Source organism: Blautia sp. An81 (assembly GCF_002161285.1).
GTDB lineage: Bacteria > Bacillota > Clostridia > Lachnospirales > Lachnospiraceae > Blautia > Blautia ornithocaccae.
Genome location: NZ_NFHH01000011.1, coordinates 23,875 through 38,043, shown reverse-complemented (window position 1 = coordinate 38,043; position 14,169 = coordinate 23,875). Strand labels below are relative to the sequence as shown.

The following is a 14,169-nucleotide window of genomic DNA, read 5'->3' as shown; positions in this document are numbered from 1 at the left end:
ACAAAAAGCTACTGAAATCTACAAAGAGGAGAAAAGATATGAGCGTTACAGTAATTATCCCTACCTATAAACCGGGAGATAAATTTCTCAGACTTATGGAAGGTCTGAAGAAGCAGACGCTCCCCCCGGATAAAATCCTTATTATGAATACAGAGAAGAAATTCTGGAAAGATTCTGTGCTCCGAGGAATGGAGCAGGCAGAAGTCATCCATATTTCTAAAGAAGAATTTGATCATGGTAGAACCAGAGCCCAGGCGGCGGAAATGGCAGACAGTGAATTTCTGATATATTTTACGCAAGATGCGGTACCAGCAGATACATGTACCATAGAGAATCTTCTCAAACCTTTCAGAGACCCTGAGGTGGGGGCGGTCTATGGCAGACAGCTTCCAGATAAGGACTGCAGGCTTATTGAGCGATATACCCGTTCTTTTAATTATCCTGAGAAAAGCAGGAGAAAGACCAGAAAAGACATTCCCATACTGGGAATTAAAACTTTTTTCTGTTCTAATGTGTGCGCTGCATATCGTAAAGAGGCTTATGAAAAAATGGGTGGTTTTACATTTCCCACGATTTTTAACGAGGATATGATCATGGCCGGAAATCTGATAAAGGCAGGATATGCTGTGTTCTATGCCGCAGATGCCCAGGTGATCCACTCACACAATTATACCTGGATACAGCAGTTTAAGCGGAACTTTGACCTTGCAGTATCCCAGGCAGATCATCCGGAGATATTCAAGGATGTTCCTTCGGAGGGGGAGGGAATCCGCCTGGTAAAAAGTACCTGCTTCTATCTTATAAAGAAAGGCAGACCCTGGCTCTTCCCTCAGCTGGTCTTCAGCAGCGCCTTTAAATTTCTGGGATACAGAATGGGAAAAAACTATCGAAAATTACCCAGGCGACTGGTGATGAAGTTTACCATGAACCCGGATTACTGGAAAAAAAAGAATTAAATTTCACTTTTTCTTGTTTTTTTTATCACAATTTGAACACAATTGACTGATAGACTTAGTCATGTAAAAAGAAAAAGAGATAATCTGAGGAAAGGAAGCATAAATTATGAGTGACGAATTTAAAAATATAAATGGCACAGGTACAGAGCCCGATAACAGAACGGAAAAACCTGTGGAAAATCAAAATGAAGAATCTTATACAAAAGGAGAATCCTTTGTTATGAGAAATTCTCAGGAAAGTGAAACAGATTCCCAACAGCAGAATATGCAGGAACCCCAGGAAGCGCCTAGTGAGGAAAATCCTTATTATGCCCGTACTTACAGGAAAGTTTCTGAGCCAAGAACGGAAAACAGAAGTACAGAGGAAACAGCAGATAACACTGCCAGGGAACCAGCAGGAGAAAAGAAAAACAGTTATTCTTCTTATCAGTTTGCTACCCCTGTCCCGCCAGAAAAGGAAGCGAAAAAGAAAAAGAATACTTCAGGAGCTGCCAGAAAGCTTGGATTTGCAGCAGCCTGTGCAGCAGTGTTCGGACTGGTAGCAGGAGTTGTTTTCCAGGGAGTAAATTATGTAGGCAATCAGCTGACACCGGAAGAAAATACACAGATTGCCCAGGCTCAGCTGACAAATAGCAGTACAGCATCTTCTGATTCTTCCTCTCAGGGAAGTGTTGCTCAGGTGGCTGCCAATGTTATGCCTTCTATTGTAGCAATTACCAGTATCAGCGTACAGGAGATTCCAAATTACTACGGATACTTCTTTAATTATGGCGGAGGAACCCAGGAACAGGAAACTGAAAGCAGTGGTTCCGGCATCATCGTAGGGCAGAATGATACAGAGTTATTGATTGCAACGAATAATCATGTGGTAGAAGGTGCCACCAGCCTGAGTGTATGCTTTACAAACCAGGATGGAACAGCAGCCAGCTCTCAGAGTGATGTGGAAAATACCAGCTCTGATTCAGGAAGCAGCACAGACCTGGAAGGCGGCACAGCAGTAACTGCACAGGTGAAGGGTACAGATGTGGATAACGACCTGGCAGTAGTTTCTGTAAACCTATCAGACATTCCGGAAGATGTCCTTAATGAAATCGCAATAGCTAATCTGGGAAGCTCAGATGACCTGGTAGTAGGTGAGCAGGTAGTGGCTATTGGAAATGCTTTAGGATATGGACAGTCGGTTACTTCCGGTTATGTAAGCGCTTTGAATAAACAGGTAAGTTCTGATGATGTAGATGGGACCTTTATCCAGACAGATGCGGCTATTAACCCTGGAAACAGCGGTGGAGCTCTTCTGAATATGAATGGAGAAGTAGTAGGTATCAACTCTTCTAAAATCGCATCCAGCTCAGTAGAAGGTATGGGATTTGCCATTCCGATCAGCCGTGCAGAGCCAATCCTGGATGAACTGATGAACAGAGAAACAAGGCAGAAAGTTGAAGATGAAAGCCAGGCAGCATATCTGGGAATCACATGTATCAATGTGACCAGCAATACCGAGGAGATGTATAATATGCCGGTTGGTGTGTTTGTCAGCAGTGTTGAGGAAGGCGGACCAGCGGCAGAGGCTGGAATCCAGCAGGGTGATATCATCCAGAAGTTTGACGGAACTACGGTACAGACTTATGATAATCTGACCAATCAGCTGTCCTACTATCAGGCAGGAGAGCAGGTAGAGATAGTCATATCCCGGGCTGAAGGCGGACAGTACCAGGAACAGACAGTTACGGTAACATTAGGAGCAAAAAGTGATGCCCAGAGTTCTGCTCAGGATAGCCAGAACGGACAGTAATCATATTTAATGGGGAAAATTAAAGAAAGCAGACAGACGGCAGCCGGGAACAGACGCAGGTTTCGGGCTGCCGTCTGTGTCTATTTATAAAAAGTTTACTTGTTAGATACAGGGATTTATGATAAGATACTGGAGCCAAATAGTTTAAATCTCAGAATAGTTTTTATAATGGAAAGAGAGCGAGAACAGTTATGTCAGATGATAAAGAGTATTTAGAAACCACTTCTTCTGATAAAGAAGATAAAGGAAAAAAGGATACTTACGAAAAAATATGTTTTATGTGCAGACGTCCGGAGAGCAAGGCAGGAAAAATGATCGATCTGCCCAATAATATCCACATCTGTACAGATTGCATGCAGCGCAGTTTTGACACTATGAATAACAGCACCATTAACTATGATGAGCTGATGAAAAATATTCCCAACATGCCGAATATCAGCATGATCGATTTAAGTTCCCTTCAGAACCAGATTCCCAACAGGCAGAAAGTGAAAAAAAGACAGGAACAGCCCAAAGAGAAGGTAGCACCGAAGGTATTTGATATTCAGAGCATTCCTGCGCCGCATAAGATAAAAGCAAGCCTGGATGAATATGTGATCGGACAGGAACATGCTAAGAAGGTAATGTCTGTAGCTGTCTATAATCATTATAAGAGAGTCTTCGCAGAAAGCAATGATGATATAGAGATTGAAAAGTCAAATATGCTGATGATAGGGCCTACAGGAAGCGGGAAGACCTACATGGTGAAGACCCTGGCCCGCCTTCTGGACGTGCCCCTTGCCATTACAGATGCAACCTCACTTACAGAGGCTGGTTATATCGGTGACGATATCGAAAGCGTAGTCAGCAAGCTTCTGGCTGCCGCCGATAATGATGTAGAGAAAGCAGAGCACGGAATTATCTTTATTGATGAGATTGATAAGATTGCCAAGAAGAAAAATACTAACCAGAGAGATGTCAGCGGCGAAGCCGTTCAGCAGGGAATGCTGAAGCTTTTGGAAGGAAGCGAGATAGAGGTACCGGTGGGCGCAAACAGTAAAAATGCTATGGTTCCTCTTACAACAGTAGATACAAAAAATATTTTATTTATCTGCGGCGGTGCATTTCCGGATTTGGAAGAAATCATAAAAGAACGTCTGAATAAGACTGCATCCATTGGATTTCAGGCGGATCTGAAGGATAAATATGACCATGATGACAGCCTTTTAGAGAAGGTAACGGTAGATGATCTGAGAAAATTCGGAATGATCCCGGAATTTTTAGGCCGTCTTCCTGTTATCTTCGCATTAAAGGGACTTACCCGGGATATGCTGGTAGAAATCCTTAGGGAGCCAAAAAATGCTATCCTGAAACAGTATCAGAAGCTTCTGGCTATGGATGAGGTAAAGCTGGAGTTTGAACAGGGAGCATTAGAGGCCATTGCAGATAAAGCCATGGAGAAACACACAGGCGCAAGAGCACTGAGAGCAATCCTGGAGGAATATATGCTGGATATCATGTATGAAATCCCCAAGGATGACAGCATCGGAGAAGTAATCATTACAAAAGAATATATCCAGCACACAGGAGGACCTAAGATCCTTCTGAGAGGACAGGAGATGCCTCAGCTGGAGATGCATTAAAAGAAGCGGATAGCTTGAGCGAAACGCTCAATACGAGAATATAGAAATAGCTCCAGGCAAGTAAACTTCCCTGAAGCTATTTTTATATTCTCTGTGCTGAGCTAAATCGTAGCAAAAAAAAGATGCAGGAGATGGGACTTGAACCCACACGATATTGCTACCACAGGCACCTGAAGCCTGCGCGTCTGCCAATTCCGCCACTCCTGCATTTCTGATATTTTATTGTGTGCTCCTGAGCACAAAACATATAATACACGATAAAGAGATAAATGTCAACAGAAAATTTGAAATTTATTTTCAGAATTAACCAAAGGTTTTTGAAAGTTTGAAAAAAGTGAAAGCTTATAGGAATATCTGGGATTTTAAGGATAGCTCGGAGGTTTTTTATAGGGTAGTCCGGGGAATTTTCTGTGGAACGAAAAAGAATCTCAGTATCTGATAACTGAGATTCTCAAAGCGTGCAGGAGATGGGACTTGAACCCACACGATATTGCTACCACAGGCACCTGAAGCCTGCGCGTCTGCCAATTCCGCCACTCCTGCATTTTTATGAATTTTTGCGTTTTCGTAAGCGCAAAATATATATTATACGATTTGTACTAAATTGTCAAGAAAAAAATGAAAAAAGTTTTACGAAATTGATTCTGCAAAAAAGGTTGAAAAAAATAGTGCATTATGATACACTTTTTACAATTTGGGGAATTTTAGGGCTTTTTAGGAAGCAGCAGTGTCAGGGACGTTTTTGAGGCCCCGGATTCATGGATTTTCATGAAAGTCTGAAATACATGACCTTTTTACCTGGCATTATGAAAACATAAATAAAAACAGAAAGGGAGACAGGTGAGAGAATGAAAGCATTTTTGATACTGGAAGACGGAACTGTCTTTACAGGTACCAGCATTGGCTCCAGAAAAGAAGTCATCAGTGAGATTGTTTTTAACACATCTATGACTGGTTATCTGGAAGTACTTACAGACCCTTCTTATGCCGGACAGGCAGTCTGCATGACATATCCTTTAATTGGCAATTATGGCATCTGCTATGAGGACCAGGAATCTTTGAGACCATGGCCCGACGGATATATTGTAAGAGAATTATCCCGTATTCCAAGCAACTTCCGCTGTGAAGATACAATTCAGAACTTTTTGAAACGATATGACATACCAGGTATTGCAGGAATCGATACCAGGGCCCTTACGAAAATCCTCAGGGAGAAGGGGACCATGAATGGTATGATCACTACGGATCCGGACTTTAAACTGGAGGAAGTAATACCAAGGCTTCATGCATACACTACAGGAAAAGTAGTGGAGAAAGTTACCTGCGAGGAAAAATCCGTTCTCAAAGGCAAGGGACCTAAGGTAGCTCTTATGGACTTTGGCGCAAAGGAGAATATTGCAGAGTCCTTAAATAAGAGAGGATGCCAGGTTACTATTTATCCGGCCTTTACAAAGGCAGAGGAAATCCTGAAGGATCAGCCCGACGGCATTATGCTTTCCAACGGACCTGGAGATCCCAAGGAATGTACAGAGATCATTAAAGAAATCAAAAAACTGTATGACTCTCAGGTGCCGATTTTTGCTATCTGCCTTGGACATCAGCTTATGGCTCTGGCCACAGGTGCAGATACTAAGAAAATGAAATACGGCCACAGAGGCGGAAACCACCCGGTAAAAGACCTGGAAACGGGAAGAGTGTATATTTCCTCCCAGAACCATGGTTATGTAGTAGATACAGAAACTCTGAATCCGGAAATCGCAGTTCCGGCTTTTGAAAATGTAAATGACAAGACGAATGAAGGATTGAAATATGTAGGAAAAAATATTTTTACTGTACAGTTTCATCCAGAAGCCTGCCCTGGTCCTCAGGACTCCGGCTACTTATTTGACCGTTTCATTAAAATGATGGAGGTGACAGAGTAATGCCAAGAAATCCGGATATTAAAAAAGTATTGATGATCGGTTCCGGCCCTATTGTAATCGGACAGGCAGCAGAGTTTGACTATGCAGGAACCCAGGCATGCCGTTCTCTCAAGGAAGAGGGAGTCGAGGTTGTTCTGCTGAACTCCAACCCTGCCACCATTATGACAGATAAAGATATTGCAGATAAAGTTTATATCGAGCCTCTTACGGTAGAAGTTGTAGAGCAGCTGATCCTGAAAGAAAAACCGGACAGCGTGCTTCCTACTCTGGGAGGACAGGCAGGACTGAATCTTGCCATGGAGCTGGAGGAGAGAGGCTTCTTAAAAGAGCACAATGTCCGCCTGATCGGAACTACTTCCGAGACCATTAAAAAAGCAGAGGACCGTCAGGAATTCAAAGACACCATGGAAAAAATCGGAGAGCCCATTGCTGCTTCTCTGGTAGTACGAAATGTGGAAGACGGTGTTGCTTTCAGTAATAAGATTGGTTATCCGGTGGTGCTGCGTCCTGCTTATACTCTGGGAGGAAGCGGCGGCGGTATTGCTAACAATGAGGAAGAGCTTATTGAGATCCTGGAGAACGGTCTCCGTCTTTCCCGTGTAGGAGAGGTTCTGGTGGAGCGCTGCATTGCCGGCTGGAAAGAAATCGAATATGAGGTAATGCGGGACAGTGCAGGAAACTGTATTACAGTCTGCAACATGGAAAACATTGACCCTGTAGGTGTTCATACAGGAGACAGTATCGTCGTAGCTCCTTCTCAGACTCTGGGAGATAAAGAATACCAGATGCTGAGAACTTCTGCCCTGAATATCATTACAGAGCTGGGGATCACAGGAGGCTGTAATGTACAGTATGCCCTGAACCCTGAAAGCTTTGAGTATTGCGTAATCGAAGTAAACCCACGTGTATCCCGTTCTTCTGCGCTGGCTTCCAAAGCTACTGGATATCCAATTGCGAAAGTAGCTGCAAAGATTGCTCTGGGATATACCCTGGATGAGATTAAGAATGCCATCACAGGAAAGACCTATGCAAGTTTTGAGCCTATGCTGGACTACTGTGTGGTGAAGATCCCGAGACTGCCTTTTGATAAATTTATCAGCGCCAAGAGAACTCTTACCACCCAGATGAAAGCTACTGGCGAGGTTATGAGTATCTGCAATAATTTTGAAGGCGCTCTGATGAAAGCCATCCGTTCTCTGGAACAGCATGTGGACTCTCTGATGTCCTATGATTTTACTGGTCTCACAGAGGAAGAACTGCTGGAAGAACTTCATATTGTAGATGACATGCGTATCTGGAGGATTGCAGAAGCAATCAGAAGAAACATTTCTTACGAGGCTATTCATGATATCACCAAAATTGATATCTGGTTTATTGATAAGCTGGCTATCCTGGTAGAAATGGAAAATGCTTTAAAAGACCAGGAGCTGACAGAAGAATTGCTGAGAGAGGCAAAAAGAATCGAGTTCCCGGATAATGTGATCGGACAGCTTACTGGCAGGACGGCAGAGGAAATTCATAAACTGAGAAAAGAATGGGGAATTACCGCTTCTTATAAAATGGTAGATACCTGTGCAGCAGAATTTGCTGCAACTACCCCGTATTATTACTCTGTATACGGAGGAGAAAATGAGGCAGACGGAACTACAGATAAGAAGAAAGTCCTGATTCTTGGCTCTGGACCTATCCGTATCGGACAGGGAATTGAGTTTGACTTCTGTTCCGTACATTGTACCTGGGCCTTTGAAAAAGAAGGATATGAGACCATTATCATCAACAACAATCCGGAGACGGTAAGTACAGACTTCGATATTGCAGATAAGCTGTATTTCGAGCCCCTTACACCGGAAGATGTGGAAAATGTGGTAGATATAGAGAAACCAGACGGTGCCGTGGTTCAGTTTGGCGGACAGACAGCCATCAAGCTTACAGAAGCCCTTATTAAAATGGGTGTGAAGATTCTGGGAACCTCTGCAGAAAATGTAGATGCGGCAGAAGACCGGGAGCTTTTTGATGGGATTTTGGAAGAGTGTCATATTCCAAGACCCAAGGGACATACAGTATATACTGCAGACGAAGCTATCCGTGCAGCCAACGAGCTGGGCTATCCGGTGCTGGTTCGCCCTTCCTATGTTCTGGGTGGACAGGGCATGCAGATTGCAATTAACGACGAGGATGTAGACCAGTATATTGGTATTATTAACCGGATTGCTCAGGAACATCCTATTCTGGTAGATAAATATCTCCAGGGAAAAGAAATAGAAGTAGACGCTGTATGTGACGGAGAAGATATCCTGATTCCGGGAATCATGGAGCATATTGAGAGAGCCGGTATCCACTCCGGAGACAGTATCTCCGTATATCCTGCCCGTACAATCAGCGACAGCGCTAAACGCACAATTGAGGACTATACCTGGAAACTGGCAAAATCCCTTCACGTATTGGGAATGATCAATATTCAGTTCATTGTCTGCGGAGAAGACGTGTATGTTATCGAGGTAAATCCCCGTTCCAGCCGTACTGTACCATATATCAGTAAGGTAACGGGAATCCCCATTGTTCCTCTTGCCACACAGGTAATCCTGGGTCATAAATTGAAGGATCTGGGTTATACTCCGGGACTTCAGCCTGAAGCAAAACACTATGCAATTAAGATGCCGGTATTCTCCTTTGAAAAAATCCGGGGAGCAGATGTAAGCCTGGGACCGGAGATGAAGTCTACAGGAGAGTGCCTGGGTATTTCCGAGAGCTTTAATGAGGCTCTGTATAAGGCATTCCTGGGAGCCGGCGTGAACCTGCCAAAGCATAAGAATATGATCATTACAGTAAGGGATGAAGATAAACAGGATATCATCCCCATTGCCCGGAGATTCCAGAATCTGGGATATAAAATCTATGCCACAAGAAGCACAGCTAAGGTTCTTAATGAAAATGGCGTAAAGGCCATCCGTACCAATAAGATCGAGCAGCCTTCACCAAACCTTATGGACCTGATTCTGGCTCATAAGATTGATCTGGTTATCGATACTCCTTCTCAGGGCGTGGAGAAGGCTAAGGACGGCTTTATTATCCGGAGAAACGCTATCGAGACCGGAGTAAATGTCCTCACCGCCCTGGATACAGCGGAGGCTTTGGTAACCAGTCTGGAAAACACAGATATTCAGAAACTGAAACTGGTGGATATTGCCGAAATCTAAGGAGTAAAAAATGGAGAGCTTTATTGAGATATTAAAGGTCATTTTCCTGGGCATTGTGGAAGGTATTACAGAATGGCTTCCCATAAGCAGCACGGGCCATCTGATCCTGGTGGAAGAATTTGTAAAGCTGAATGTGTCTCAGGAATTCTGGGATATGTTTATGGTAGTCATCCAGCTAGGCGCTATTTTTGCAGTAGTGGTCCTATACTGGAAAGATCTGTGGCCTTTCCGGAATAAAAAACCGAAACATGAGAATGTGACCAAGGTAGAAAAGGCGGCGGGAGTCCTGTGCCGGTTTGTAAAAATCGATAAGATGATCATGTGGTTTAAAATACTGGTATCCTGTCTCCCTGCAATTATTATCGGCCTGCCATTTAACGATTTTATTGAGGAAAAATTCAATAACTGGTTTGTGGTTTCCGTAATGCTGATCGTATATGGTGTTATGTTCCTGATCGTGGAAGACTACAATGAGAAACGCCAGGCAAAATATAATTCTATCAGCGAAATCGCATGGAAGACCGCTTTGTTTATCGGCATCTTCCAGGTCCTGTCTCTGATTCCGGGAACGTCCCGGTCAGGAGCTACTATTATCGGTGGTATCCTGGTAGGAGCCTCCAGGACAGTGGCAGCGGAATATACCTTTTTCCTTGCCATTCCTGTAATGTTTGGCGCCAGTCTTCTGAAAATCGTAAAATTCGGCATGAACTTTACTTCCTGGGAAGTTGTGATCCTGCTGGTAGGTATGGTGGTTTCCTTTGTGGTATCTATTCTGGCTATTAAATTCCTTATGGGATATATTAAAAAACACAATTTTAAAGTGTTCGGCTGGTACAGGATTGTACTAGGTATTATCGTAATCTTGTTTTTTACAATTTTCAGGTAAGCTGAATATGCGGAATCGTTTCAAAAAGTCTTTTGGGACTGCAGAGGCGGTTCCGCTTTTTCCTTTTCAGATTTTTAGTAAAGATTAGAGGATAGGAGGCGGGACTGTGGAAAACTATGACAAAGAAGTGCTGGACCTGGCTATGGAAGCCGGCAGGATCCTTCTGGATGCCGGAGCAGAGATTTTCCGGGTAGAGGAGACCATACAGAGAATATCCAGAGCTTTTGGCATTGAAAAATGCAGCACCTTTGTGCTGAGCACAGGAATCTTTATTACGGCGGAGAATCAGGAGGGGCAGATATATGCCAGTGTAAAACATATTCCCATCAGCGGAGCAAAACTTCATCGGATAGCGGCAGTAAACCAGCTTTCCAGAGAGATTGAAGAGAAAAAATATTCTCTGCAGGAAGCTAAAGAACGGCTGGAGGTTATCAAGCACATGCCGGGAAAACGGGGAATTGTTCGGACGGCAGCATCTGGGATCGGCTCCGGTTCTTTCTGCTATCTTCTCGGAGGAGGGCTGGAAGATATGGCTGCGGCCTTTTTGTCAGGCTTTATCCTTTACGGCCTTCTCCTTATCTTTGAGAAAAGGGAGAAAAAAACTTCTAAGATCGTGAAGAATCTGGCAGGAGGATTCTGTGTCTCCTTTTTTGCCGTGCTTTTTTACCGCCTGGGCTTGGGAAAAACGCCAGGGAGTATTCTGGTAGGTTCTATTATGCCTCTTGTTCCTGGAGTCTCCCTGGTAAATGCAATTCGGGATTTTGCTGACGGTGACTATATCGGCGGCGGGGTCCGGTTCCTGGATGCCCTTATGGTGGCTCTTGGAGTGGCTATGGGTGTGGGAATCATGTATTTTCTTTACTATAATCTGACGGGAGGGATACTTTTATGATCGCAGAAGGAGTTTTGCAGTTCCTGGCGGCAGGAATCGGGACTGTAGCCTTTTCGGTGTTATTTTCCGTTCCAAGAGAGCACTATCCTCTCTGCGGATTTATCGGAGGGACAGGCTGGCTTATCTGCTGGATTTTTGTCCATGGACTGGGTGCAGGGGCCATAGTGGGAAATTTTGTCGCTACTGTATTTATTACGCTTGCTTCCAGAATCGGGAGTACGGTGAGAAAATGTCCGGTTACTTTATTTCTTATAGCAGGAATTTTTCCAGAGGTGCCGGGAATCGGCATTTACAGAACAATTTACTACAGCCTTCTGGAAAATAATAAACTGAGCCTCCACTACGGAAGGGAGACTTTGGGAGTTGCGATTGCCATGGTCCTGGGAATTATCCTTGTCTTTGAGATTCCCCAGAAGACCATTAATGGGATTTTTCAGAAAAATAAGAACAAAATCAATGACAGATGAAATATCAGATATGATATCTATTCCATAGAAAAGCCAGGAGATTCGGTATTTTTTATACCTGCTCTCCTGGCTTTTTACAGAAATATTTATGCTGTAATAATAGTTCCGGTCTTACCCAGATAGCCTTCTTTAGCCTTTCCGATAGAAGTGATCACGGCTCGTCTGTCCGGATGGCCTTCTACAAATTCAACAGATGCCTGAATCTTTGGCAGCATAGTGTTGTCTCCGAAATGACCTTCTTCCATATAAGTCTTTGCTTCCTGGACAGTAATCTGAGAAAGATATTCTTCAGAGTCAGAACGGTAGTTTACAGAAACTTTTTCTACACTGGTAAGGATCAGCAGTTCATCGGCGTTTAGTTCCTGGGCCAGTCTGCCGCTGGCAAGGTCTTTTTCAATAACTGCGCTGGCGCCGATAAGCTCCTCGTCTCTTTCCAGCACAGGGATTCCGCCGCCGCCGCAGGCGATAACAATCTGTCCTGCATCAGAAAGAGCTTTGATGGCATCGATTTCCACGATTTTTTCCGGCTGGGGAGCAGCTACGATCCTTCTGTATCCCTCTGCTGTTTTCACTACATAATTTCCTTTGTGCTCTTCAGCTTCAGCTTCTTCTTCTGTCAGAGTCCGTCCGATGATCTTCACCGGTTCATGGAAGGCATCGTCATATGGATCTACAGTTACCTGAGTGAGAACGGTGCTCACTGGCTTGTAGATACCTCTGCGGAGAAGTTCTGCACGAAGAGTGTTCTGGATATCATAACCAATGTAACCCTGGCTCATAGCGGAACATACAGACATGGGAACCGCAGTATAGTCGGGGTGTACCTTTCCAAATTCATTCATGGCAGTATGGATCATGCCTACCTGAGGAGCATTGCTGTGGGTAATGATAATATCAGCTCCGGCTTCTACCAGATCAACCAGGATTTTTGCGGAAGCCTTCAAAGCGGTCTTCTGTTCCGGCAGGGTAGTGCCCAGCGCTCTATGGCCTAAAGCCACTACTACTTTTTTTCTTGTCATAGTGTCATACCTCTTTCTTCTATGATAGTGTTGCTCGCATTCCTTGAAACCTATGCACCCTGTTTCTTCTTATGACAGCCTGTTCCGGTCAAAAGAAGCAGATAAGAACATTATATCTGCTGAAAGTAAGAAAAGCAACAGAAAAAAACCCGATACATAATGTACCGGGCTTTTTCAACTTGAGGGGGGAGATAGTGAGTGGTTTATCAACTATCCAAGATTTATTATAGGGAAAAAATATGAGTAAATTATGTCCCTTTTATAAAATAATTAGAAATTCTCTTAATAAAAATTAAATTATACTTACCCTAAATATCCTTTTAACAGAAGAAAGGTATTTTTTACGCCTTCCACATGGCTTCTTTCGTATCCATGGGATGCATAGACTCCAGGACCGATCAGTCCGTGACGGACGTCATATCCTGCCCTCAGTCCTGCCTCTGCGTCGGAACCGTAGTGAGGATATACATCCACAGCAAAATCCAGGTTCTCTTTTTTGGCCACGGCAATTAACTGAGATACCAGATCATAGCTGTAAGGACCTCCGCTGTCTTTGGCACAGATGGATACCTGATGTTCATGGCAGTTTAAACCTTCTCCCACACAGCCCATGTCCACAGCCAGAAGTTCTGTGACACCCTGAGGAACAGAAGCGGCTCCTCCATGTCCCACTTCTTCATATACGGTCAGATGCTGATAGATTTTTCTTTCAGGGGTAATCTGGTTTTCTTTCAGATACTTTGCATAACCCAGCAGAATAGAAGCACTGAGTTTGTCATCCAGGAAACGGCTTTTGATATAACCGCTTTTCGTAATGCGGCTTCTGGGTTCGAAAGCCACGATATCCCCTTCCATGATGCCAAGGGCAAGAACATCTTCCCTGGAGGAAACTTTTTCGTCCAGAAGGATTTCCATGACATCAAAGCTTCTTGAAGTCTCATCGTATTTTCCATTTACATGGATAGAAGCGTCTGTCAGCTGACAGGTGCCTTCGTAGATGCCGTTGAACCGGGTGATGATCCGGCAGTTCTCAGCCTCGGCATTGTTGGCGTTCATTCCTCCCAGAGGAGAAACCGCCAGATGTCCGTTGGATTTTATCTGAGAGACCATAGCCCCAAGAGTATCCACATGGGCCTCCAGGAGCACAGCATTGTCTGTTTCCTTTCCCCCAAGATCTGTGAGAACGCCGCCTTTTACGGTTTTCTGAGGAGTATAGCCTAACCTTTTATATTCTGTCATAAGATAGTCCGTCACATTTGTAGTGTAACCTGTGGGACTGTCAATAGCCAGAAGATTCTGAACCTGTTCTAAAATATATTTTATGATTTCTTCCATTTTGATACCTCCTGTCTCAGGATACATTTTATTCTTCCCGGCTGATTCCGTCAAGATTTTCCTCTGGAACAGAAATTTTCT

General features: G+C 43.9%; 10 protein-coding genes and 2 tRNA genes. 8 read left to right on the top strand and 4 right to left on the bottom strand.

Features of this window, described 5'->3' with window-relative positions:
• Positions 1-38 precede the first annotated feature (38 nt).
• The 3 genes from B5G33_RS10935 to clpX all read left to right on the top strand — a co-directional run bounded on the left by B5G33_RS10935 (position 39) and on the right by clpX (position 4,370).
• A complete protein-coding gene (locus tag B5G33_RS10935; protein WP_087417726.1) occupies positions 39-956 on the top strand; it encodes a glycosyltransferase family 2 protein in 918 nt (305 codons plus the stop codon).
• 106 nt (positions 957-1,062) lie between these two features.
• A complete protein-coding gene (locus B5G33_RS10930; RefSeq protein WP_242974674.1) occupies positions 1,063-2,748 on the top strand; it encodes a S1C family serine protease in 1,686 nt (561 codons plus the stop codon).
• A 191-nt stretch (positions 2,749-2,939) separates the two neighbouring features.
• Entirely contained in the window at positions 2,940-4,370 is a 1,431-nt protein-coding gene (clpX, locus tag B5G33_RS10925) for an ATP-dependent Clp protease ATP-binding subunit ClpX (protein WP_087417679.1), read from the top strand.
• A 123-nt stretch (positions 4,371-4,493) separates the two neighbouring features.
• On the opposite strand, the gene B5G33_RS10920 is transcribed toward clpX, so the two are convergent.
• A tRNA-Leu gene (locus tag B5G33_RS10920) sits at positions 4,494-4,577 on the bottom strand.
• 252 nt (positions 4,578-4,829) lie between these two features.
• Positions 4,830-4,913 (bottom strand) — tRNA-Leu (locus B5G33_RS10915).
• Positions 4,914-5,218: 305 nt separating this feature from the next.
• Between B5G33_RS10915 and B5G33_RS10910 the strand changes: the two genes are divergently transcribed.
• From B5G33_RS10910 to B5G33_RS10890, 5 genes are all read left to right on the top strand, one after another.
• Positions 5,219-6,292: a carbamoyl phosphate synthase small subunit gene (locus tag B5G33_RS10910; RefSeq protein WP_087417678.1), complete on the top strand. Its 1,074-nt coding sequence runs from the start codon at positions 5,219-5,221 to the stop codon at positions 6,290-6,292.
• Entirely contained in the window at positions 6,292-9,489 is a 3,198-nt protein-coding gene (gene carB / locus B5G33_RS10905; protein ID WP_087266739.1) for a carbamoyl-phosphate synthase large subunit, read from the top strand. Before B5G33_RS10910 ends, carB begins: the two co-directional genes overlap by 1 nt.
• A 10-nt stretch (positions 9,490-9,499) precedes the next feature.
• Positions 9,500-10,375, top strand: coding sequence for an undecaprenyl-diphosphate phosphatase (locus B5G33_RS10900; RefSeq protein WP_087417677.1), 876 nt, complete (start codon positions 9,500-9,502; stop codon positions 10,373-10,375).
• Positions 10,376-10,481: 106 nt separating this feature from the next.
• The gene (locus B5G33_RS10895) at positions 10,482-11,267 is read left to right on the top strand and encodes a threonine/serine exporter family protein (protein ID WP_242971238.1); all 786 of its coding nucleotides are present in this window, start codon (positions 10,482-10,484) and stop codon (positions 11,265-11,267) included.
• Positions 11,264-11,734: a threonine/serine exporter family protein gene (locus B5G33_RS10890; protein ID WP_087266747.1), complete on the top strand. Its 471-nt coding sequence runs from the start codon at positions 11,264-11,266 to the stop codon at positions 11,732-11,734. The genes B5G33_RS10895 and B5G33_RS10890 overlap by 4 nt, the downstream gene beginning before the upstream one ends.
• An 86-nt stretch (positions 11,735-11,820) precedes the next feature.
• On the opposite strand, the gene arcC is transcribed toward B5G33_RS10890, so the two are convergent.
• Positions 11,821-12,753 (bottom strand): carbamate kinase, encoded by a 933-nt coding sequence (gene arcC, locus B5G33_RS10885; protein WP_087417676.1) that lies wholly within the window; start codon positions 12,751-12,753, stop codon positions 11,821-11,823.
• A 303-nt stretch (positions 12,754-13,056) separates the two neighbouring features.
• Positions 13,057-14,088, bottom strand: coding sequence for a M42 family metallopeptidase (locus tag B5G33_RS10880; protein ID WP_087417724.1), 1,032 nt, complete (start codon positions 14,086-14,088; stop codon positions 13,057-13,059).
• Positions 14,089-14,169 lie beyond the last annotated feature (81 nt).

What these genes read in the sequence shown, in the direction of transcription:
- B5G33_RS10935 (WP_087417726.1), top strand. Translation starts at nt 39, where the DNA reads ATGAGCGTTACAGTAATTATCCCTACCTATAAACCGGGAGATAAATTT.
- B5G33_RS10930 (WP_242974674.1), top strand. Translation starts at nt 1,063, where the DNA reads ATGAGTGACGAATTTAAAAATATAAATGGCACAGGTACAGAGCCCGAT.
- clpX (WP_087417679.1), top strand. Translation starts at nt 2,940, where the DNA reads ATGTCAGATGATAAAGAGTATTTAGAAACCACTTCTTCTGATAAAGAA.
- B5G33_RS10910 (WP_087417678.1), top strand. Translation starts at nt 5,219, where the DNA reads ATGAAAGCATTTTTGATACTGGAAGACGGAACTGTCTTTACAGGTACC.
- carB (WP_087266739.1), top strand. Translation starts at nt 6,292, where the DNA reads ATGCCAAGAAATCCGGATATTAAAAAAGTATTGATGATCGGTTCCGGC.
- B5G33_RS10900 (WP_087417677.1), top strand. Translation starts at nt 9,500, where the DNA reads ATGGAGAGCTTTATTGAGATATTAAAGGTCATTTTCCTGGGCATTGTG.
- B5G33_RS10890 (WP_087266747.1), top strand. Translation starts at nt 11,264, where the DNA reads ATGATCGCAGAAGGAGTTTTGCAGTTCCTGGCGGCAGGAATCGGGACT.
- arcC (WP_087417676.1), bottom strand. Translation starts at nt 12,753, where the DNA reads ATGACAAGAAAAAAAGTAGTAGTGGCTTTAGGCCATAGAGCGCTGGGC.
- B5G33_RS10880 (WP_087417724.1), bottom strand. Translation starts at nt 14,088, where the DNA reads ATGGAAGAAATCATAAAATATATTTTAGAACAGGTTCAGAATCTTCTG.